Below are 21,408 nucleotides of genomic sequence, written 5' to 3'. Positions count from 1 at the left end.
GCATCACAAGTGGGTGGGAAGGCACCGGGCCGTCGATGACTGCGGCCAGGCGCGGCGACAAGGTGGCATACGGCGCGTGGTCACCGACCGGCTCCCTCGCAGGGGCTGGGCGACAATGGCCGCGATTTTAGTCTGCTGCCAGCCCCCTGGGCCGCCGCCCGGCACCACCGTCCCCTGCCTTGCACCATGACACCTCCCACCGCCCCTGCAAAGCGCCTGCCCGCCAGCATCTGGGCGCTGGGCTTCGTCAGCCTGTTGATGGACGTGTCGTCCGAGATGATCCACAGCCTGCTGCCGGTGTTCCTGGTCACCACGCTGGGCGTGAGCATGCTCGCGGTCGGCCTGATCGAGGGCGCGGCCGAGGCCACAGCGCTGGTACTCAAGGTGTTTTCGGGGGTGTTGAGCGACTGGTGGGGGCGGCGCAAGCCGTTGGCGGTGCTCGGCTACGGGCTCGGGGCACTGTCCAAACCCCTGTTTGCGATCGCTCCCACCGTGGGCCTGGTGGTCATGGCGCGCCTCATCGACCGGGTGGGCAAGGGCATACGCGGCGCGCCGCGCGACGCGCTGGTGGCCGACCTTGCGCCGCCCGGCATGCGGGGCGCAGCATTCGGGCTGCGGCAGTCCCTGGACACCGTGGGCGCCTTTTTGGGCCCACTGCTGGCCATGGGGCTGATGCTGCTGTGGGCCAATGACTTCCGCGCCGTGTTCTGGGTGGCCGTGATTCCGGCCGCCCTGTGCGTGGCACTGCTCCTGGTGGGCGTGCGCGAGCCCGAGCGCGCCGCCAGCGCCGTGCGCACCAACCCCATCCGCCGCGAGAACCTGCGCCGCCTGGGTGGCGCCTACTGGTGGGTGGTGGCGCTGGGCGCCGTGTTCACGCTGGCACGCTTCAGCGAGGCATTTTTGGTGCTGCGCGTGCAACAGGGTGGCCTGCCACCGGCCTGGACGCCCCTGGTGCTGGTGCTGATGAACTTGGTGTTTGCACTGGGCGCCTACCCGCTGGGCAAACTGGCAGACAGCACCCGCCACACCACGCTGCTGGCCTGGGGGCTGGTGGCGCTGATCGCTGCCGATGCGCTGCTGGCCTTCAGCGACCGGGGCGCCGCCGCCTGGCTGGGGATTGCGCTGTGGGGCCTGCACATGGCCATGACGCAGGGGCTGCTGGCCACCATGGTGGCCGACACCGCACCGGCCGACCTGCGGGGCACGGCGTTTGGCATGTTCAACCTGATCAGCGGCGTGGCGCTGCTGGTGGCCAGCGGCCTGGCAGGCCTGCTGTGGGACCGGCTGGGCGCCGGTGCCACGTTTGGTGCCGGAATCCTGTTTGCCACGCTGGCGCTGGCGGGTGTGTTGGTGCAATCTGCCCGGCACGGCCGCGCCCCAAAGCCCCCTGCCACACAGGGCTGAGTGAGGGCGCCGGGGCGTGCCCCTTAAAATCCCCGGATTCCAGCCCGCCCGGCGGGCCTACCAGCACCACACCACCCATGAGCTCTTCTGCCCCCTCCACCCCCATCTCCTACAAAGACGCCGGCGTTGACATCGACGCGGGCGACGCCCTGGTCGAGCGCATCAAGCCGCTGGCCAAGAAGACCATGCGCGAAGGCGTGCTGGCGGGCATCGGCGGCTTTGGCGCGCTGTTTGAAGTGCCCAAGCGCTACAAGGAGCCCGTGCTGGTCTCTGGCACCGATGGCGTGGGCACCAAGCTCAAGCTGGCGTTTGAATGGAACATGCACGACACCGTGGGCATCGACCTGGTGGCCATGAGCGTGAACGACGTGCTGGTGCAGGGCGCCGAGCCCCTGTTCTTCCTGGACTACTTTGCCTGCGGCAAGCTCGACGTGGACACGGCTGCGGCCGTGGTCGGCGGCATCGCCAAGGGCTGCGAACTCTCCGGTTGTGCGCTGATCGGCGGCGAAACGGCCGAAATGCCCGGCATGTACCCGGCGGGCGAATACGACCTGGCCGGCTTTGCCGTGGGCGCGGTCGAAAAGTCCAAGATCCTGACCGGCAAGGACGTGGCCCCTGGCGACGTGGTGCTGGGCCTGGCCAGCCACGGCGTGCACTCCAATGGCTTCTCGCTGGTGCGCAAGTGCATTGACCGCGCTGAAAGCCAGGGCACCGTGCCCGCCACGCTGGACGGCAAGCCCTTCAAGCAGGCCATCATGGAGCCCACCCGCCTGTACGTGAAGAACGTGCTGGCCGCGCTGGCCGCTCACCCCATCAAGGCGCTGGCCCACATCACCGGCGGTGGTTTGCTGGAGAACATCCCCCGCGTGCTGCCCGACGGCACCGCTGCGCACCTGAAGAAGGGCAGCTGGCCCCAGACCGAGCTGTTCGCCTGGCTGCAGAAGACGGCAGGCATCGACGACATCGAGATGAACCGCACCTTCAACAACGGCATCGGCATGGTGGTGGTAGTGGATGCGGCCAACGCCGAAGCCACGGCTGCCACGCTGCGAGCTGCCGGTGAACAGGTCTACGCGATTGGCACGATCGCAGCGCGTGGCGAAGGCGCTGCCGTGGTGGTGGCCTGATACCCGGCCAGCAACACCGCCCCCTCAACGCGCATGGCGCAGCGCCCCGCTCCACCCCCCTCAGCGCAACCTGAGCCCACGCCCACCACCCTGCCCCCGCGCGCCCTGAACCAGGGCATCGTGGTGGCCAGCTATCTGCTGGTGGCCGCTGCGCTGCTGCTGGTGATGTGGCGTGGCCTGCTGCCCGGCCTGCTGTGTGTGTGCCTGGGCTTTTTGCTCACCCGGGCGCTCACGGGCTGGTTTGCAGCGGGGCTGGGCCGGATCCAGCGCCAAGCCGCCCCATCCCCCACCAGCCTGCGCGTGGCCCAGGTCACTGCCGCTGGTCTGGTGATGCTGCTCCCCCTGGCGCTGCTGGCGCTGGGCCTGACCCATTCGCGTGGGTACCTGGTCAGCGCACCGCAGCAGTACCAGGAACTGCTCACCTACATGGCCCGCACGGTGCTGGAGCTGCGCCTGAAGCTGCCCGCCGACATGGCCTCCCACCTGCCCGAGGGCGTGGCCGACATCCAGCGCATCATTGCCAGCTATCTGGGCGCCAAGGCCGGTGCGCTGGCCATGGCAGGGCGGGCCTGGCTCGCCGGGGTGCTGTTTGCCTATGTGGGCCTGCTCATCGGCGCGCTCGCCGCCGTGCGCCCGCCGGTGCTGGCGCGCGGCCCGCTGGCCCAGCAGCTCAAGCTGCGCATCACGCTGTTTGGCGAGGCGTTCCGCCAGATCGTGGCGGCGCAGTTCTGGATCGCGGCGTTCAACACCCTGCTCACCGCCCTGTTCCTGCTGTTCGTGCTGCCGGTGTGGGGGCTGCAGCTGCCTTACACGCCGGTGCTGATCACCTTCACCTTCGTGGCCGGGCTTGTGCCCATCGTGGGCAACCTGGTGTGCAACGTGGTGATCACCATCGTGGGGCTGTCGGTGTCGCCGCTGGCGGCCGCCGCCTGCCTGGGGTTTTTGATCCTGATCCACAAGGCCGAATATGTGATCAACGCCAAGGTGGTGGGCCGCCGCACCCAGATGGGCGTGTGGGAGCTGCTCTCCGTGATGTTCGTGGCCGAGGCTGTGTTCGGACCCGCCGGACTGGTGGCGGCGCCGCTGTTCTACGCCTACCTCAAGAAGGAGCTGGTGGCCGCCCGGCTGGTGTGACCGCAGCTTAGCCCCGATCTCCGGGGGGGCACACCCGGCCCTTCCAGTCACTTTTTGATAGCAGCCAGCGCAATCAGCACTGGCGCCTGCAGCCATTTTCGTCACTATTTTTCGAATTGCCGGGCCACGAAGGCCCACAGCAGCGCCGACGCATCCGGCCCGGCCGGGTCGCTGTAGGGCAACTGGGCGGCGCCGCCACTCCAGGCATGGGCCAGCCCGACCACCTCGCGCAGGGCCACCACCGTGCGGCCACGGGTCTTGAATTCGGTCACCCGCATGGGATAACGCTGGCCACGCTGGAGGGTGCGGATGGCACCCGCCCGCGCACCCAGCGCACCAGCCCACAACAAGGCGGTGGCCGCCGCGTTGCGCACCGACACCACGCCATCGGCATCGCCATGCAGGATCAGCAGCGGCGGCAAGGCCGCAGGGGCGCTGACGGGAGGCACCGTGGGAGCCGCCGCCCTGACCGCAGCGGCCACTGGCGGTGGCACGGGCAAATGGGCTTCGCGGCGGCCATGCATGGCGGCCAGGGCCGTGGCGGCAGATTCGGCCGTGCCGGGCGCCACGCCGGAATGCATGGCCACCGCGCAGAATCGGTCGGGGTAAAGCGCCGCCATCAGCACCGCCATGCTGGCGCCTGCCGACAACCCGGCCACCGCCACCCGCGCCAGGTCCACCGGCAGGCGGCGCGCCACCTTGTCCACGGCGGCCAGCAGCGTGGCGGCTTCGGCCTCGGCCCGGCCATTGCGGCGTTCAAACCAGTTCCAGCAGCCATGGGCGTTGGCCATGCGTTCCTGCTCGGGGTACAGCACCACAAACCGATGGCGCGCCGCCAGCCGGTTCATGCGCGACACGGCGGCCATGTCCCGCCCCGTCTGTCCACAGCCGTGCAGCATCACCAGCAGCGGCAGCTTTTCGCCCTGGCGCAGGGCCAGCCCAGCGGGCACATACGCATGGAACCGCCGCGCCCCCGCAGGGCCGGGCGCAATGCCAGACATCCACTCACCCCGCGCCGGCACCGGCTTGCCTTCGGCGCGCGGAGTACGGGCCGTGGAGGGCGCTTTGGCAACCGCCAACTTCCGTGGCGCTGCCCGCAGCTTGGAAGCTGCCTTGGCCCGCACCGGCCGGGTGGTCGTCCGCGCAGCCCTCGCGGCTTTCTCAAAAGCCTTGAGATTGCGCTGGTAGGCCCGCGCCAGGGACGACAGCGAGAACAGGCGGGAGCGGCGGGGCATAGGCAGGCAGGTGGTCTGGCGGGTGATGTTCAAAAATCAGGGAAAACCCTAGCCACCTTAACAGCTTCCTACTTCACTTGGATATTGCTATATTTTTAATAGCTACAAAAGCAATGTTGACTGGCGCACACCGCCGATCTGGCTTCAAAAACCGTCCCCAGGGGCGAGCGCAGCACCTGAAATGGCCTGCCCCGTCAGCCAAACACACCATCCGCCAGAAAATGATGGCTGAAATTGATCGAATCCTGTCTCCGCCAGTTCGGACGGCGGGCCTCTTTACAGCAAAAATAAGCGCATCCCAGCCACCTTCTTAGCGAGCACACCATGAAAACCTGTCTGATAGTGATTGATGTCCAGGAGTCGTTCCGCCACCGCCCCTTTTTCACCGAACACGACCTGCCCGCTTACCTGCAAGCGCAGAACGCGTTGATCGACGGGTGTGTCGCACAGGGAATCCCGGTGGCGCGCGTGTTCCACAGCGACGGACCCGAAGTCGCCGAGAACCCGTTCTCACAGGCCTCGGGCCAGGTGCGCCCCCTGAAGGGCTTGGCAAACTTCGACGCCGCAGCCGCGTTCACCAAGTCGCGCCACAGCGCGCTGGTGGGCACGGGCCTCGACGTGTGGCTGACACGCCATGGCATCCAGCGCCTGATCGTGAGCGGCGCCCGCACCGAACAATGCTGCGAAACCACCACGCGCCATGCCTCAGACCTGGGTTGGGACGTGGACTACGTGACCGACGCCACGCTGACCTGGGACATGGTGCAGCCCGACGGCCAGGTGCTGGCCGCCGCCGACATCAAGACCCGCACGGCCACCGTGCTGCAGGGCCGCTTCGCCACCCTGTGCACCGTGCAGCAGGCGCTGGACCGGGCGGCCGCATGAGCAGCGCCCAGCCATTGCAGATCGCCATTCTGGTGTTCGACGACGTGGAGGCCCTGGACCTGGGCGGGCCGTACGAAGTCTTCACCACCGCCAGCCGCATGCACCAGCGCCTGCACCCCGGAGCGCCCGACGCCTTCGAAGTGTGTTGCGTGGCCCGTACGCTGGACCCCGTGCGCGCCCGCGCGGGTCTGCGCGTGTTGCCCGATGCAGACTTTGCCAGTGCCACGGCGCCCGATGTGCTCATCGTGCCCGGCGGGGTGGTGGATGCCGCAGCGGCCTGCCCGGCCACCCTGGCATGGGTCGCCCATGCAGCAGGCCAGGCTCAGATCACGGCCTCGGTCTGCACAGGGGCCTTCATCCTCGCGGCGGCTTGTGTGCTGACCGAAGGCCCCGTCACCACCCACTGGGAGGACATCGCCGATCTGCGCGCACAGTACCCAGCGCTCGACGTGCAGGACAATGTGCGCTGGGTGGACCGGGGCGCGCTGGTTACCTCGGCCGGCATCAGCGCTGGCATCGACATGAGCCTGCACCTGGTCACCCGGCTGCTGGGCGCGGCGCTGTCCGAGCGCACGGCCCGCCAGATGGACACGCCCTGGAACCCCCAGCCATGACACGCTTTTAGCCTCACCCAAAGCCATCGATGCAGAACCCGGCCTCCTCCCTCATCCACGTCTATTTCGCCCTGCTGCCGGGCAGCCTGGTGCTGGACTGGGCAGGCCCGGCCGAGGCGCTGCGCATTGCCAACCAGACCCTGGCCAAGCAAGGCCAGCCCGAGCGATTTGTGCAGCACTTTGTGAGCCCCACGCCCGAGTCTGTCTCGTCGGTCGGCGCCGTGCTGACCCAGCTGGAGCCACTGCCCGCCACCCTGCCCAGCCCCGCCTGGGTGGTGCTGGTGGGCTTGGCCGGGCAACACATCGCGGTGGACGGCGACGAGGCCCGCGCGCTGCTGCACTGGCTGCGCGGGCTGCGGCCCGTGGCGGGGCAGCTGGAGCTGATCACCGTGTGCGCGGGCTCGGTGCTGGCCGCCCATGCCGGCCTGCTGACGGGGCGCCGCGCCACCACCCACCACCAGCATCTGGACGAGTTGGCCGCCGTGGACCCGCGCTGCGACGTGGTGGCCAACCGCGTGTTTGTGGCCGATGGTGCCGTGTACAGCAGCGCGGGCGTGACCACGGGCATCGACCTGCTGCTGCACCGCATCTCGGACACCTGCGGCCCCGCGCTGGCTGCGCAGGTGGCACAGGCCATGGTGGTGGCCCTGCGCCGGGGGCCCAACGACCCGGAGTTCTCGCCCTTTCTGCACCACCGCAACCACCTGCATCCGGCCCTGCACCGCGTGCAGGACGCCGTGGGCCAGCAGCCCCAGGCCGACTGGAGTGTGCCGCAGATGGCCGAGGTGGCGCACACATCGCCAAGGCACCTCACACGGCTGTTTCTGGAGCATGCGGGCATCGCCCCGCTGCAATACCTGCGCCGCATCCGCCTGGCCACGGCCGAGGCCGCGCTGCGGTCCGGCCAGAACGTGACGCAGGCAGCGCTGATGGCGGGGTTCAGCTCCGACACGCAGCTGCGCCGGGCCTGGCACCAGTTCGGGCGCGGCGGCACGCCATCACAGGGCAGTGCGCGCAGCCATTGATGGAGGGCGCAAGGCGCGCCACAGGCTTTACCGCGCCGCACCAACCACACGGCACCGGTCGATAATCAGGCCCTTTGCCGCACCACCCACCCGGGTCGCCACCATGCAAGAACCACCCCGCCCTGCCAACGAGCCGGACCGCCTGCAGGCACTGCGCCAGTTGCTGATTCTGGACACGCCGCCTGAAGAGCGGTTTGACCGCCTGACGGCCTTTGCCACGCAGGAGTTTGACGTGCCCACAGCGCTGCTTTCGCTCGTCGACGATGACCGCCAGTGGTTCAAGTCGCGGGTGGGCATGGGCCAGTGCGAGACCTCGCGGGATATCTCGTTTTGTGGCCACGCCATCCTGCAGGACGACATCATGGTGGTGCCCGATGTGAACCTGGACGAACGCTTCACCGACAACCCGCTGGTGACGGGTGAACCCCACATCCGCTTTTATGCCGGCGCACCGCTCAGGCTACCCGGAGGACAGAACGTGGGCACGCTGTGCCTGATGGATGACAAGCCGCGCACGCTGGACGCTATCGATCTGGCCATCCTGGCGTCGCTGCGCGACCTGGCGGTGGAAGAGCTGGTACGGCGCCAGCAGGGAGCCCCGGCCTCATGAGCGACCACAGCGCCCAGGACATCCTGCTGATCGAACCCAGCTCGCTGACCGGCAGCATCATCGTAGCCACGGCCCGCCAATTGAACCTGCCTGCCGTACGGCAGGTGAGCAGCGTGCGCATCGCCCAGCAACGCCTGGGCCACCACAACTTTGCGGGGGTGATCATCTCCATCGACGAGGAGGAACATGAGGCGGTGGCGTTGCTGGAGCAGGTGCGCAGCGACGCACTGGCCGTCAGCGCCGATGTCCCCGTGGCGGTGACGGCCACACAGGTGGACGCGTCCACCGCCGTGAAGATGAAGGCACTGCAAGTGCGGCGTGTGCTGATCAAGCCCTTCAAGGTGCGCGATGTGATCGCCACCATTGCCATGCTGAAGGGCGCATAGCCTCCCTCGGACACGCAGATGGCGCGTCAGGCCAGATGTCTTAGTAGATCTCAGGCACGTACATGCTGGCAGGCACGGGCTGGCGCAAGTACTCCGGGTTGCGCACGCGGTCGGGCAACACCACGGGGGGGTGTGGCACCTCTTGATAGGGCAGCTGCGACAGCAGGTGGGCAATGCAGTTCAGGCGCGCCTTTTTCTTGTCCACCGCCTGCACCACCCACCAGGGGGCTTCGGGGATGTGGGTGCGCTCCAGCATCGTCTCCTTGGCCTTTGTATAGGCCTCCCAGCGCACACGGCTTTCCAGGTCCATGGGGCTGAGCTTCCACTGCTTGAGCGGGTCGTGGATGCGGCCCAGAAAGCGCAGGTGCTGCTCTTCATCGGTGATGGAGAACCAGTACTTGACCAGCGTGATGCCCGAACGCACCAGCATCTTTTCAAACTCGGGCACGGTGCGGAAGAACTCTTCGTATTCGTCGTCCGTGCAAAAGCCCATCACCCGTTCCACGCCCGCGCGGTTGTACCAGCTGCGGTCAAACAGCACCATTTCGCCCGCCGCTGGCAGGTGCGCCACGTAGCGCTGGAAGTACCACTGGGTGCGCTCGCGGTCGTTGGGTGCGGGCAGTGCCGCCACACGGGCCACGCGGGGGTTCAGGCGCTGCGTGATGCGCTTGATGACGCCGCCCTTGCCAGCTGCATCACGCCCTTCGAACAGGATCACCACCTTCTGGCGGCTGTGCTGCACCCAGTCCTGCAGCTTGACCAGCTCGCCCTGCAGGCGAAACAGGTCTTTGAAATACTGCTGGCGCGCCAGCTTGTCGCCGGGGCTGGGTGCGCCGATGTCATCGACCTCGCGGTCTTCGATCTCCAGTTCCAGCTCTTCGTCGTAGCTGTCAATGAGGTCGTTGGCGATGCGTTGCATCAGCTCCTGAGTGTCAAGGGCGTTGTTGTAGAACATGGGCAACCATCCGGCGGTAGTGCAAAACAGATGCGCGATGGTGGACCGCCGCGATGACAGTGCCATGACACCGGCGTGATCTGTCACAACACTGTCATGCCCAGAGGCCAGCATGCGAGGCCGTGCCGACTGCAGACCACCCCGCCGCTTTGTCAAATCCCCTCGCCCCCAACGCCAGCCTGAACTACGGCGGAGATGCCGCCGGGCTGATCTGCGGCTACCTGCTGGGTACCGACACCCCGCCGCAGGAGGTGGATTCGGCCCAGGCTGCGCAATGGCTGGCGAGCCTGCAGGCCGGTGCCGCGCGGCCAGGGCAGTTCCTGTGGCTGCACTTCAACCTGAGCCATGCGCAGGCGGTGCGCTGGATGGAGCGGCACGCTCACCTGCCTGAAGCCTTTTTTGATGCCCTCAAGGACCGCTCGGTCTCGACCCGCATCGAACGTGACGATGACACGCTGATTGCGGTGCTCAACGACGCGCACTTCGATTTCGCTTTCGAGCCGTCGGACATTGCCACCCTGTGGACCAGCGTGGCGCCCCACCTGATGGTGACCGGCCGCACGCGCCCGCTGCGATCTGTAGACGTGCTGCGCACTGCCGTGCGCACCGGCAATGCCCCCTGCTCCAGCGTGGCGCTGCTGGCCGAACTGATGCGCACCCAGGCCTCGGGCCTGGTGGACATCGTGCGGGGCGTGACCCAACGGATTGACGATGTGGAAGACGCACTGCTGGCCGGGCGCCTGGACCACAAACGCGCGCGGCTCGGTGTATTGCGGCGCTTGCTGGTGCGCCTGCAGCGGCTGCTGGCACCCGAGCCTGCGGCGCTGTTTCGCCTGCTGCAGCACCCACCTGTCTGGATGGGCGCCGACGATGCTCAGGAGCTGCGGGATTCGACCGAGGAGTTTTCGGTGGTGCTGCGGGACATGCAGGGCCTGCAGGAGCGCATTAAGCTGCTGCAGGAAGAGATCGCCGCGAGCGTGCAGGAGGCCAACAGCCGCAGCCTGTTTGTGCTGACGGTGGTGACCGTGCTGGCACTGCCCATCAACATTCTGGCAGGCCTGTTTGGCATGAATGTGGGCGGCGTGCCGCTGGCCGACAACGGCCACGGCTTCTGGATCATCGTGGCCGTGGTGGCGGCCTTCACGGCAGTGGCGGGCTGGCTGGCCCTGCGAGGCACGCGCGACACATAGCCCCGGGGAGCGTCTGCACGGATCGAGCTTCCAGGTGTGCGCCGCAGACCGCCCGAGACCGCCGATGCACACGGCGCGGTGATTTGTACAGAGGATCCCTTGCGCCAGGGCCTCTACAATCGCGCCCCTTGCCCAGATCCCCGGACCCCCTGCCACCATGAACATCGTCGTCAACGAAGAACTCAAAGCCTATATCGAACCCCTGACCCAGGACGAACACGACGCGCTGGAACGCAGCATCCTGGCAGAAGGCTGCCGCGACGCGCTGGTACTGTGGGGCGATGTGCTGGTGGACGGGCACAACCGCTACGGCATCTGCCAAAAGCATGGCCTTCCGTTCCAGACCGTGCAGAACCCGCGCTTTCAGTCGATGGAAGACGTGCACCTGTGGATGATCGACCAGCACCTGGGCCGCCGCAGCGTGTCGGACTTCCAGCGCGGCGTGCTCGCCCTGCGCAAGCGGGAGATCATGGCCGAGCGCAAGGCCCGGGCAGCAACATCCACAGAGACCGCCGCAGCCACCCCCACCGCTGACGCGCCCGAAGCCACTGCCGCTCTGCCCGCCCCCGACCCTTTGAGCAGCCGCGAGGCGATTGCCAAGGCTGCTCGCCTGAGCAGCAGCCAGGTGGTGATGATCGAAAAGATCCAGAAACAGGCGGCACCCGAGTTGGTGGCGGCCGTGAAGTCCGGCACCATCTCCATCAACGCCGCAGCCGCCGTGGCCACCCTGCCCGCCGAGGAACAGGTGGCGGCAGCGGTGGCTGGCAAGGATGAACTCAAGCAGGCGGCCAAGCGCGTGCGCGAACTCAACAAACGCAAGCCACGCGACGAGGCGCCGTCAGAAGACAAAGCCACGGCGGAACCGGCCGCCGGCGCCGAGGCCAATACTGACGAGTTGAAGACCCTGCGCCTGCGTGTGGCAGAGCTGACGGCGGAGAACACCGAGCTGCGCCGACAGGTGGCGCAACTACAGGCGGCGCTACCCGCAGACAGCACGCCGTTCTAAAACCTGCTTGCGGGGAGGAAACGCCGGAAATCAGCCGTTGGCGTTGCGCAGCGCACTCAACCGGTCCGCAATGAGGTCAATGTCGAGCCCGTCTTCACTGTGGGCCAGATAGGCCTCGAGGTCGGCCACAGCCTCGGCCGTGTTGCCACGCTCGGCATGCGCCAGTCCCCGGTCGCGCCGCTCGCCCCAGGCCTGGGGCAACAACACGATCAGCCGGTCCAGCACGGCGACCAGCCGTTGCCAGTCCTGCTGGGTGCGATGCACCTCTTTGAGGTTGCGCAGCATGCGCGCAATGATGTCGCGCGGCGTAGCCGCCTGCAGGTACAGGCCCAGCGGCACGTCGTAGTCGTCCACCAACCCGTTGCGGCGCTTGTAGGGCTCCAGCCGTTCTGCCAACTCCTCGCGGCTCAAGGACTGGCCCGAGATCGGGTCCAGCACCACCTGCCCCTTGGGCAGCAGCACCTTGACCATGAAGTGCCCCGGGAACGCTATGCCCCGCGCATGCAGGCCCAGCCCTTGCGCCAGCTCCATCCACAGCACAGCCAGGCTGATGGGAATGCCCCGGCGGGTGCGCAGCACGGCGTTGAGGTAGCTGTTTTCTGGGTCGTAGTAGTTGTTGATGTTGCCGCCAAAGCCCAGGTCGGCAAAAAAGAACTGGTTGAGCGTGCGCAGCCGCTGCAACGCGGGCGCATCGGCGGGCAGGCGGCGTTTGACGCGGGCCTGCAGCTGATCCATATCGCCCAGCAATTGCTGCACGTCGAACTCGGGGTATTCGTCCTGCGCGAGGCTGGCTGCGGCTTCGAGCAGCGGAAAGTGGTCGTCGCTTTGCACCAGCGATGCAAAGTACTCCAGCGAGGTGGGCACGGTAAGGCTCAGGGACATGACAGCTTTGTACGGGGCCGTCGCCATGGCGTCAAGCCACAGAAGAACAGGCTTTTGCAGGGTATTTCGGAGGCCAGGTCTGCCGCGGTCGCTCACCGACGCAGCAACTGGCGCAACTTCAGGCCGGCCGCCCACAAGGCGCCGAAGTACAAAACCGCAGCGGCCGCCATCATCGCGGCCAGCAGGCCAATGCGCTGCAGGCGCTGCGCCTTCATTTCCACCCAGTCGAAATGCTGGGCACCCCACGCCAGCAGCACCGCCAGCAAGGCACTGGCCGCCACCACCTGCAGGGCAAACCGCCCCCAGCCGGGCAGGGGCCGGTAGCTGCCGCGCCGCAGAAGACCCACCAGCAGCCAGGTGGCGTTGATGACCGCCCCAACGCCAATGGACAGCGTCAGCGCCGCATGCTGCAAATAGGGCACCAGCACAAAGTTCATCATTTGTGTGAGCACCAGCACCGCTACAGCAATCAGCATGGGCGTGCGCATGTCGTGTTTGGCAAAGTAACCCGGCGCCAGCACCTTGATGGCCACGATGCCCACAATGCCGACACCGTAGCCCGCCAGGGCCAGCGTGGTCTGCTGCACGTCCCGGTCGGCAAAAGCGCCGTAGTGATACAGCACGGCCACCAAAGGCTTGGCAAACACCAGCAGCGCCACCATGCAGGGCACCGACAGCACCACCACCAGCCGCAGCCCCCAGTCAAGCATGGCCGAGTAGCGTTCGTCGTCCTGCTTGGCGCGGGCGCTGGCCAGTTGCGGCATCAGCACCACGCCCAGCGCCACGCCCAACAGGGCGGTGGGCAGCTCCATCAGGCGGTCGGCATAGGTGATCCAGCTCACGCTGCCTGTGGCCAGGTGCGAGGCAATCTGCGTGTTGATGAGCAGGGAAACCTGCGCCACGCTCACCCCCAGCAAGGCGGGCAGCATCAGGCGCGCCACCTTGCGGGTGGTGGGGTCGGCCCAGGCCGCGCGGATGGCGGACCAGCGCACGCCAATGCGGGGCAACAGCCCCAGGCGCAGCAGCGCTGGCACCTGGATGCCCAGTTGCAGCAGGCCGCCCAGCATCACGCCCGCCGCCTGGGCGTAGATGGGCTCTATGCCGTGGCGCGCAAAAAAGGGTGCGCCCAGTGTGATGGAAAGGATGAGTGCGATGTTGAGCAGCACTGGCGACGCTGCGGGCACCGCAAACTTCTTCCAGGTATTGAGAATGCCCCCCGCCAGTGCCACCAGCGACATGAAGCCGATATAGGGGAACATCCAGCGTGTCATCGTGACGGCGGCATCAAAACCCTGGGCGGACTGCTGAAGCCCGCTGGCCATGGCCCACACCATCCAGGGCGCCCCCAGCACCCCAGCAATGCACAGCAGCACCAGCGTCCAGGCCAGCAAGGTTCCCACATGGTCGATCAGTGCCCGGGCACCGTCGTCGCCATCCTCGGCCCGGGTAGCAGCCAGCACCGGCACAAAAGCCTGGCTGAAAGCGCCCTCACCCAGCACGCGGCGGAACAGGTTGGGTATGCGGAACGCCACATTGAAGGCGTCCGTCATGGCACTGACCCCAAAGACGGAGGCCATGAGCAACTCGCGCACCAGCCCGGTGATGCGGGAGACGAGGGTCAAGAGGGAGACGGTGGAGGCGGCTTTGAACAGTGACACCGGCGGGAGTGTATGCGCTTGCGGGAGAGCACCTGCGGCTGGCACGACAGACCGGGGAGACAGCAGAGACTTCAAGGAAGCATCCTTCATCACAGAGGAGATTCAGGCACTGTGGACAGTGCGTGTGAGGCAGAGATGAAGTCCGTGAACTGTGTGCGAAGTTTCGCCCCAATGGCGCAGACGATGGCACTGGGCTATAATCGCGGGCTTTGCTGGCATCATCCACAGACCCAAGGAACTAAACAATGGCATCCGCAAAACCCAAGAAGAAGAACCCGCGCCTGGCGTCGGGCCGCAAGCGCGTCCGTCAGGACGTCAAGATCAACGCTGCAAACACCTCGCTGCGTTCCAAATACCGTACCGCTGTCAAGAACGTCGAAAAGGCTGTTCTGGCTGGCGACAAGACCAAGGCGACCGAACTGTTCGCCAAGATGCAAGCCGTGGTGGACACCGTGGCTGACAAGGGCATCTTCCACAAGAACAAGGCTGCTCGCGACAAGAGCCGCCTGTCTGCCAAGGTGAAAGCCCTGGCACTCGCTTCCGCCTGATCTTCAGGCAAACAGCCCGAACGGCACCTGCCGTTCGCCGTTTGTAACGGGTGCGCTGCCAGCAAAAAACGAACAAACCGCCTTCGGGCGGTTTTTTCGTTGGTGCTTGAAAATGGTGCAAGGCGGCCCAAGGCGCTGCGGCGGTTGTAAATGTGAACGCCCGCTACCTGGTCAGCCTGCGCGGGGCCTCACCCAGACCTCCCGCGCCCACTCGCCAGCCAGCTCAGGGCGTGGCAGCTGGCGGGTCAGGCAGCAGGCAGGCCTCGGCCACCTGCAGGTTGTTGTCGCGGGCAAAATTGATCACGAAGTCCCAGGCCATGGGCTCATGCCCCTGCAGGTCGCGGTGCACGACCACACATTTCACGCCGTTGAGCGTGGTGGGAATGCACCAGGGCGAATAGCTCAAATGGCTGCCCGGCCGCGCTCCGCCGGGTCTAAAGCTGCTCATTACCCCGGCAAGCCGCTCGGCCCAGTCGCTGGGACGAAAGGTTTTCCCGTCGTGGGTGATGCCCTGGATGAAGACTTCTTTGGAGGAGGGGGAAACCATCGGGGATTGGAGTGGTAGTGAGGGCACAGACGCAGGATCGCTGCATGCTGCACCGCAGCGCGACATTCTAACTCTTATATAAGAGCTAGCTCCCTAATCCCTCCGCCGCGCTACACATAGGCACCCCAAAGAGGGTAAGGGCCCGGCATTGCAGTGATGCGCAATCGTCAACAGACCGCACCCCTGCTCCCCCTAGAATCGTGACTCGCTTTTTCGCCACCGTACCGTCTGGAGATTTCCGCATGACCGCTTCCATCCCGGCAGCTTCGCCCCACGTGATGAACACCTATGGCCGCGTACCGATCGCGCTGGCCCGTGGGCAAGGCAGCCGCGTCTGGGACGTGAACGGCAAAGAATACCTGGACGGCCTGGGCGGCATTGCCGTGAACACGCTGGGCCACAACCACGCCAAGCTGGTGCCTGCCCTGCAGGACCAGATCACCAAGCTGATCCACACCTCCAACTACTACCACTCGCCATTGCAAGAGCAGCTTGCCGCCAAGCTGGTGGAGCTGTCGGGCATGACCAACGTGTTCTTCTGCAACTCGGGCCTGGAGGCCAACGAGGCTGCACTCAAGATCGCACGCAAGTTTGGCGTGGACAAGGGCATCGCCAAGCCAGAAATCGTGGTCTACGAAAAGGCCTTCCACGGCCGCTCGATTGCCACCATGTCGGCCACCGGCAACCCCAAGATCTACAGCGGCTTCGGCCCGCTGGTCGAGGGCTTTGTGCGGGTGCCGCTCAACGACATCGAGGCCATCAAGAAGGCCACCGAAGGCAACCCCAACGTGGTGGCCGTGTTCTTCGAGACCATTCAGGGTGAAGGCGGCATCAACCCCATGCGCGTGGAATACCTGCAGCAGCTGCGCAAGCTGTGCGACGAGCGCGGCTGGCTGATGATGATCGACGAAGTGCAGTGTGGCATGGGCCGCACCGGCAAATGGTTTGCCCACCAGTGGGCAGGCATCGTGCCCGACGTGATGCCCCTGGCCAAGGGCCTGGGCTCGGGCGTGCCGATTGGCGCGGTGGTGGCGGGCCCCAAGGCAGCCAACGTGCTGCAGCCGGGCAACCATGGGACCACCTTTGGCGGCAACCCGCTGGCCATGCGCGCGGGGGTGGAGACCATCCGCATCATGGAAGAAGACGGCCTGCTGCAAAACGCCACCACGGTGGGTGAGCACCTGAAGGCAGCGCTGCAGCGCGAGCTGGGCAGCCTGCCTGGTGTGAAAGAGATCCGGGGCCTGGGCCTGATGCTGGGTATCGAACTGAACAAGCCCTGCGGCGCACTGATCGGTCGCGCAGCCGAGGCAGGCCTGCTGCTGTCGGTCACGGCCGACAGCGTGATCCGCCTGGTGCCTCCGCTGATCCTTACCACCGCCGAAGCCGACGAGATCGTCGCCAAGCTGACCCCGCTGGTCAAAGCCATCCTGGCTGAATGAAGAAAAGCCACACTGCCATGACGACGCTGAAACATTACCTGCAGTTCACCGACCTCACCGCCGACGAGTACACCTACCTGTTCGAGCGCGCTGCGCTCATCAAGAAGAAGTTCAAGGCCTACGAAAAACACCACCCGCTGGTGGACCGCACGCTGGCCATGATCTTCGAGAAGGCCAGCACCCGTACCCGTGTGAGTTTTGAGGCGGGCATGTACCAGCTCGGCGGCAGTGTGGTGCACCTGACCACGGGCGACAGCCAGCTGGGCCGCGCCGAACCCATCGAGGACAGCGCCAAGGTCATCAGCCGCATGACCGACCTGGTGATGATCCGCACCTACGAGCAGGCCAAGATCGAGCGTTTTGCCGCCAACTCGCGCGTGCCCGTCATCAACGGCCTGACCAACGAGTACCACCCCTGCCAGATCCTGGCGGACATCTTCACCTTCATCGAACACCGTGGTTCCATTCAGGGCAAGACGGTGGCCTGGGTGGGCGATGGCAACAACATGGCCAACACCTGGCTGCAGGCGGCGTCGCTGCTGGGCTTCAAGGTGCATGTGAGCACGCCACGCGGCTACGAAGTGGACGAGAAATTGGCCGCAGGTGCCGGTGGAATAAGCGCTGACAGCTATCAATTCTTTATCAACCCGCTCGAAGCCTGCCGTGGCGCCGACCTGGTCACCACCGATGTGTGGACCAGCATGGGCTACGAGGCCGAGAACGAAGAACGCCGGGTGGCCTTTGCCGATTGGCGTGTGGACGCAGAGATGATGGCCGCCGCCCAGCCCGACGCCCTTTTCATGCACTGCCTGCCCGCGCACCGGGGCGAAGAGGTCGAGGCCGACGTGATCGACGGGCCGCAGTCGGTGGTGTGGGACGAGGCGGAAAACAGGATGCACGTGCAGAAGGCACTCATGGAGTACCTTCTGCTCGGCCGTATTGCATGAAATGCAATGCGGTGGCGCGCCAGCGCCAGCAGCCTGTTTCGGCGCAGGCTCATGTCCGCGCAGCGGACGTGAAGCAGCTGAGGGCTGCGGGCCATAGCCAGAACGCCATGCACGTGCAGAAGGCACTCATGGAATATCTGCTCTTGGGCAAACTGGCCTGACAGCCCCATGCCCTGGCGCCGCCAGCCCGCTCACAGCGCCGAATTGCTGGCGCACTGGCAGGCCCTGGGCCAAGCGCTGGGGCGCGACACACCCGCCTGGCGAGCCGAGGGCAGGCGCCTGCTACGCAGCTGGGCCCACTGGCCCCGCGCCTACCACGACACCACGCATCTGCGGGCCTGCCTGCGGCACCTCCAGGCGGTGCAAGACCAGCAACCCAGAGCGCTTCACAACCCCCATGTTGTGGCCCTCGCCCTGTGGTACCACGACGCCATCTACTGGCCGTGGAGCGGGCACAACGAGGCGCGCAGCGCCGGCTGGGCGCGACAGTTCCTGCTGGGCCAAGGGCTGCCCACCACGCTGGCCGAAACCGTGCACCAGCATGTGATGGACACCCGCCACACCCCGGGCCCGCTCACCGGCGATACGCTGTGGGTGGTGGACATCGACCTCGCCATCCTGGGCCAGAGTGACGCGGTGTACCGACAGTTCGAACGCAACGTGCGGCGTGAATACTTTTTTGTGCGCTGGCCGCGTTATGTGGCGGGGCGCAGCGCAGTGCTGCAAGGCTTTCTGGACCGCCCTCACATCTATGGCACAGCCTACTTTGCGCAGCGCTACGAGGCCCAGGCGCGCGTCAACCTGCAACAGGCGTTGAGCGCGCTGGGCCAAAGCCAACTGTACCAGTAGACAATTTGAGTCAAAACGGCCTGTAGCGCTAGTGAATCATGCGCCAGCAGCTATATAAAATATAGCAACTACTGAGAAGCAGACCCGCGACGGACGGGCATGGCCACGGGCTTTTCAGCGGCCGCCTCAGATGGCACCGCGCAACTGCCGCAGCTGCTGCACCCACCATCGCCTCCCCCACAGCCCGGCGACTGGACGAGCCCCGGGTGGACCTTGCCCAACCCTTGGCGCCAGCGCCCGGGCAGATAACGCCAGAGCACATAGAGCGCTGCGGCAAGGACGATCAGACCGACGACGAGTTGCTGGACCATCACAACGTTTCCCCTCAGCCGCCGCCCAGCGCCAGCGCCACGCGGTAGGTCACAAAGCTGGCGGCATACGCCATGGCAAACAGGTACCCCACCATGAGCAGCGGGTAGCGCCAGCCGTTGGTCTCGCGCCGCACGGCGGCGATGGTGGAGATGCACTGGGGCGCAAACACATACCAGGCCATCAGCGACAGCGCGGTAGCCAGGGACCACGAGCCCGCAATCAGCGACCCCAGCTGGTTGGCCACCTCGTCGCCGGTGGCAGACAGCGCGTACACCGTGCCCAGTGCGCTCACCGCCACCTCGCGCGCCGCCATGCCGGGCACCAGAGCGATGGCAATCTGCCAGTTGAAGCCAATGGGCGCGACGATGACCTCGAGCAGGCGGCCCAGCTGGCCGGCCAGGCTGTAGGTGATGGCAGGCTGCGTGGCGCCTTCCGGCGCACCGGGGTAGGTGGACAGAAACCACAACAACACCGTGACGGCCAGGATGATGCCGCCCACCCGCTTGATGAAAATCACCGCCCGCTCGTACAGGCCGTAGGCCAGGCCGCGCACGCTGGGCCAGCGGTACGCGGGCAGCTCCATCATCAGCGGCGTGGCGCGCGTGTCGCTGCGGGCCAGCTTGGCCACCGCCGCCACGGCCATGGCACTGACGATGCCGGCCACATACAACGCAAACAGCACCACACCCTGCAGGTTGAACACCCCCGCCACCGTGCGCTCGGGGATGAACGCTGCGATCAGCAGCGCATACACCGGCAGGCGCGCCGAGCAGGTCATGAGCGGCGCGATCATGATGGTCACCAGCCGGTCGCGCCAGTGGGTGATGGAGCGCGTGGCCATCACGCCCGGCACGGCACACGCAAAGCTCGACAGCAGCGGGATGAACGAGCGGCCCGACAGACCCACCGTGCCCATCACGCGGTCCAGCAAGAACGCCGCGCGCGGCAGGTAGCCCGAGTCCTCCAGCGCCAGGATGAACAGGAACAAGAACAGGATCTGGGGCAAAAACACCAGCACTCCGCCCGCACCCGCCAGCACTCCGTCGGTCAGCAGGCTGCGCAAGGGACCGTCGGCCATGTGGCTGTTGACCAGGGCTGCCAGCCAGCCCACGCCATCTTCAATCCATGACTTGGGCAGCTCGGCCCAGCTGAACACCGCCTGGAACATCAGGAACAGTGTGGCGGCCAGGATCAGCAGGCCCCACACCGGGTGCAGCACCACCGCATCGATGCGGTCGTCGGTCCGCAGGCTGACCACCGGCACGCGCACGGCCCGGTCCAGAATGCGCCGCACCTCCTGGTGGGTGCGAATGACGTCGTTCTGCGCCTCCAGGTCGCTCGCATCCAGGCGCGCCGCCGCATCGGGCGCCACCACCGGGCGCTGCAGCTGCTGCAGGTTGGCGCCATCCAGCCACTGCACCAGCTCCTGGGCGCCGTTGCCGCGCACGCCCACGGTGGCCAGCACGGGCATGCCCAGCTCGCGCGACAGCGCCTCGCGGTCGATGGCGATGCCTTGGCGCTCGGCCACGTCCATCATGTTGAGCACCATCACCATGGGCAGGCCCAGGGCGCGCGCCTCCAGCACCAGGCGCAGGTTCAGGCGCAGGTGGGTAGCGTCGGTCACACACACCAGCACATCGGGCACGGGCTCGCCCGCGCGGCGCCCGCGCACGATGTCGCGGGTGATGGCCTCGTCCACGCTGTGTGCATGCAGGCTGTAGGCACCCGGCAGGTCCAGCACGCGCACGCGGCGGCCGGCGGCGGTCTGCAGCAGGCCTTCCTTGCGCTCCACCGTCACGCCGGCGTAGTTGGCCACCTTCTGGCGTGCGCCGGTGAGCAGGTTGAACAGCGCGGTCTTGCCGCAGTTGGGGTTGCCCAGCAGCGCCACGCGCAGGGGCGCATCGGCGGCGGTGGGTTGCACATTAGCCTGGGCGTTCATGCCAGCTCCTTGGCAGACAGGCTGGTGTCATCCAGCAGCTGCACCTGCACCATGGAGGCCTCCTGGCGGCGCAGCGCAAACGTGGCCTGCCCCACCCGCACCGCGATGGGATCGCCGCCCCAGCAGCCGCGTGCGACCACTTGCACGGTTTCACCGGGCAGGAAGCCAATCTCCAGCAAGCGCAGCAGCATGCTGTGCTCTTGCGCGTCCTGTGCGGGCAACAGGCCCGTGACCCGGCCCGAGGCACGGCGCGGCAATTTGTCCAGCCGCGAGGACAGGTTCTGCTGCGTAGGAAGATGCAACCGCGCCGCAGCGCCATCGTCCATGGTTTTCATGGTGACTGGCCTCGATACAAATAATAGTGATTCTCATTTTAGCAATATCTACATCTCCCCTGTTACCCATTGCGCTCCCTGCTTGATGCAGCGCAAGCTGCCGCGACCACCGCCTTGCGTGGGTGGTCAGTCACACGGCTCAAACCGCTTGCATTCGGCGGTCATGCGGATGGATGTGAGCGTGTTTTCGCCGTCAATGTGCCGGGCGGTGAACTGCACCCAGGCCCCCTGCCCAATACCGTCCAGTAACGCGCGATCGGCCACCTTGAAGGTCTGGATGGTGAACGGCAACTTGGCGCGGGGCAGCAGCTTCAACCGTACATACGCGGTGTTGCCGCCCGCGTCCGCCTTCACAGAAACCAGCCGGGCCCTCATGTAGAC

At 66.5% G+C, this 21,408-nt stretch carries 22 protein-coding genes; 14 read left to right on the top strand and 8 right to left on the bottom strand.

The features are described from left to right. Positions 1–186: 186 nt before the first annotated feature. The 3 genes from AC1Q64_RS22395 (at position 187) to AC1Q64_RS22385 (ending at position 3,665) form a co-directional block, all read left to right on the top strand. Positions 187–1,404: an MFS transporter gene (locus tag AC1Q64_RS22395; protein WP_492252882.1), complete on the top strand. Its 1,218-nt coding sequence runs from the start codon at positions 187–189 to the stop codon at positions 1,402–1,404. Positions 1,405–1,481: 77 nt separating this feature from the next. Beyond that, positions 1,482–2,531 carry a phosphoribosylformylglycinamidine cyclo-ligase gene (purM, locus tag AC1Q64_RS22390; protein ID WP_056066695.1) on the top strand — a complete coding sequence of 350 codons (1,050 nt, stop codon included), beginning with the start codon at positions 1,482–1,484 and terminating at the stop codon, positions 2,529–2,531. Between the two features lie 33 nt (positions 2,532–2,564). After that, positions 2,565–3,665 (top strand): AI-2E family transporter, encoded by a 1,101-nt coding sequence (locus tag AC1Q64_RS22385; RefSeq protein ID WP_056066692.1) that lies wholly within the window; start codon positions 2,565–2,567, stop codon positions 3,663–3,665. Between the two features lie 104 nt (positions 3,666–3,769). Here the strand turns inward: AC1Q64_RS22385 and AC1Q64_RS22380 are convergent, their stop codons facing one another. Beyond that, positions 3,770–4,900, bottom strand: coding sequence for an extracellular catalytic domain type 1 short-chain-length polyhydroxyalkanoate depolymerase (locus AC1Q64_RS22380; protein ID WP_492252881.1), 1,131 nt, complete (start codon positions 4,898–4,900; stop codon positions 3,770–3,772). Positions 4,901–5,224: 324 nt separating this feature from the next. Here AC1Q64_RS22380 and AC1Q64_RS22375 point away from each other — a divergent pair, with 324 nt between their 5' ends. From AC1Q64_RS22375 to AC1Q64_RS22355, 5 genes are all read left to right on the top strand, one after another. Next, the gene (locus AC1Q64_RS22375; RefSeq protein ID WP_492252880.1) at positions 5,225–5,785 is read left to right on the top strand and encodes an isochorismatase family protein; all 561 of its coding nucleotides are present in this window, start codon (positions 5,225–5,227) and stop codon (positions 5,783–5,785) included. After that, positions 5,782–6,399 carry a DJ-1/PfpI family protein gene (locus AC1Q64_RS22370; protein ID WP_492252879.1) on the top strand — a complete coding sequence of 206 codons (618 nt, stop codon included), beginning with the start codon at positions 5,782–5,784 and terminating at the stop codon, positions 6,397–6,399. The genes AC1Q64_RS22375 and AC1Q64_RS22370 overlap by 4 nt, the downstream gene beginning before the upstream one ends. A gap of 29 nt (positions 6,400–6,428) precedes the next feature. Beyond that, a complete protein-coding gene (locus tag AC1Q64_RS22365; RefSeq protein ID WP_492252878.1) occupies positions 6,429–7,424 on the top strand; it encodes a GlxA family transcriptional regulator in 996 nt (331 codons plus the stop codon). 103 nt (positions 7,425–7,527) lie between these two features. Continuing rightward, on the top strand, positions 7,528–8,034 hold the full coding sequence (locus tag AC1Q64_RS22360; protein WP_492252877.1) for a GAF domain-containing protein: 507 nt from the start codon (positions 7,528–7,530) through the stop codon (positions 8,032–8,034). Continuing rightward, positions 8,031–8,420: a histidine kinase gene (locus AC1Q64_RS22355; RefSeq protein ID WP_492252876.1), complete on the top strand. Its 390-nt coding sequence runs from the start codon at positions 8,031–8,033 to the stop codon at positions 8,418–8,420. Before AC1Q64_RS22360 ends, AC1Q64_RS22355 begins: the two co-directional genes overlap by 4 nt. Positions 8,421–8,460: 40 nt before the next feature. On the opposite strand, the gene ppk2 is transcribed toward AC1Q64_RS22355, so the two are convergent. Beyond that, positions 8,461–9,375 carry a polyphosphate kinase 2 gene (ppk2, locus tag AC1Q64_RS22350; protein WP_056067080.1) on the bottom strand — a complete coding sequence of 305 codons (915 nt, stop codon included), beginning with the start codon at positions 9,373–9,375 and terminating at the stop codon, positions 8,461–8,463. 149 nt (positions 9,376–9,524) lie between these two features. Between ppk2 and AC1Q64_RS22345 the strand changes: the two genes are divergently transcribed. Beyond that, positions 9,525–10,565, top strand: coding sequence for a transporter (locus AC1Q64_RS22345; protein WP_492252875.1), 1,041 nt, complete (start codon positions 9,525–9,527; stop codon positions 10,563–10,565). A 157-nt stretch (positions 10,566–10,722) separates the two neighbouring features. Beyond that, positions 10,723–11,571: a ParB N-terminal domain-containing protein gene (locus tag AC1Q64_RS22340; protein ID WP_492252874.1), complete on the top strand. Its 849-nt coding sequence runs from the start codon at positions 10,723–10,725 to the stop codon at positions 11,569–11,571. A gap of 30 nt (positions 11,572–11,601) precedes the next feature. Here AC1Q64_RS22340 and AC1Q64_RS22335 read toward each other — a convergent pair whose 3' ends face one another. Both AC1Q64_RS22335 and murJ read right to left on the bottom strand, forming a co-directional pair. Beyond that, positions 11,602–12,453, bottom strand: a complete 852-nt coding sequence (locus AC1Q64_RS22335; protein ID WP_291437397.1) for a SirB1 family protein — start codon at positions 12,451–12,453, stop codon at positions 11,602–11,604. A 92-nt stretch (positions 12,454–12,545) separates the two neighbouring features. Then, the gene (gene murJ / locus AC1Q64_RS22330) at positions 12,546–14,111 is read right to left on the bottom strand and encodes a murein biosynthesis integral membrane protein MurJ (RefSeq protein WP_291437395.1); all 1,566 of its coding nucleotides are present in this window, start codon (positions 14,109–14,111) and stop codon (positions 12,546–12,548) included. 245 nt (positions 14,112–14,356) lie between these two features. Between murJ and rpsT the strand changes: the two genes are divergently transcribed. After that, positions 14,357–14,659: a 30S ribosomal protein S20 gene (gene rpsT / locus AC1Q64_RS22325; protein ID WP_124511256.1), complete on the top strand. Its 303-nt coding sequence runs from the start codon at positions 14,357–14,359 to the stop codon at positions 14,657–14,659. A 223-nt stretch (positions 14,660–14,882) separates the two neighbouring features. On the opposite strand, the gene AC1Q64_RS22320 is transcribed toward rpsT, so the two are convergent. Then, the gene (locus AC1Q64_RS22320; RefSeq protein ID WP_291437392.1) at positions 14,883–15,206 is read right to left on the bottom strand and encodes a DUF3579 domain-containing protein; all 324 of its coding nucleotides are present in this window, start codon (positions 15,204–15,206) and stop codon (positions 14,883–14,885) included. A 242-nt stretch (positions 15,207–15,448) separates the two neighbouring features. Here AC1Q64_RS22320 and AC1Q64_RS22315 point away from each other — a divergent pair, with 242 nt between their 5' ends. The 3 genes from AC1Q64_RS22315 to AC1Q64_RS22305 all read left to right on the top strand — a co-directional run bounded on the left by AC1Q64_RS22315 (position 15,449) and on the right by AC1Q64_RS22305 (position 18,441). Next, a complete protein-coding gene (locus AC1Q64_RS22315) occupies positions 15,449–16,645 on the top strand; it encodes an aspartate aminotransferase family protein (RefSeq protein WP_492252873.1) in 1,197 nt (398 codons plus the stop codon). 17 nt (positions 16,646–16,662) lie between these two features. Beyond that, positions 16,663–17,592, top strand: coding sequence for an ornithine carbamoyltransferase (gene argF, locus AC1Q64_RS22310; RefSeq protein WP_492252872.1), 930 nt, complete (start codon positions 16,663–16,665; stop codon positions 17,590–17,592). 168 nt (positions 17,593–17,760) lie between these two features. Continuing rightward, complete coding sequence (locus AC1Q64_RS22305) at positions 17,761–18,441, top strand: HD domain-containing protein (RefSeq protein WP_492252871.1); 681 nt, start codon at positions 17,761–17,763, stop codon at positions 18,439–18,441. A gap of 325 nt (positions 18,442–18,766) precedes the next feature. On the opposite strand, the gene feoB is transcribed toward AC1Q64_RS22305, so the two are convergent. From feoB to AC1Q64_RS22290, 3 genes are all read right to left on the bottom strand, one after another. After that, positions 18,767–20,692 carry a ferrous iron transporter B gene (gene feoB, locus AC1Q64_RS22300; protein ID WP_492252870.1) on the bottom strand — a complete coding sequence of 642 codons (1,926 nt, stop codon included), beginning with the start codon at positions 20,690–20,692 and terminating at the stop codon, positions 18,767–18,769. Then, positions 20,689–21,018, bottom strand: a complete 330-nt coding sequence (locus AC1Q64_RS22295) for a FeoA family protein (protein ID WP_492252909.1) — start codon at positions 21,016–21,018, stop codon at positions 20,689–20,691. The genes feoB and AC1Q64_RS22295 overlap by 4 nt, the downstream gene beginning before the upstream one ends. A gap of 135 nt (positions 21,019–21,153) precedes the next feature. Then, positions 21,154–21,402, bottom strand: coding sequence for a hypothetical protein (locus AC1Q64_RS22290; RefSeq protein WP_492252869.1), 249 nt, complete (start codon positions 21,400–21,402; stop codon positions 21,154–21,156). Between the last annotated feature and the right edge of the window lie 6 nt (positions 21,403–21,408).

The sequence above is a fragment of the Acidovorax sp. GW835-FHT14G06 genome, assembly GCF_058793595.1.
Note: the sequence above shows the minus strand (reverse complement) of the source record. Positions and strands in the feature narration are given on the sequence as shown.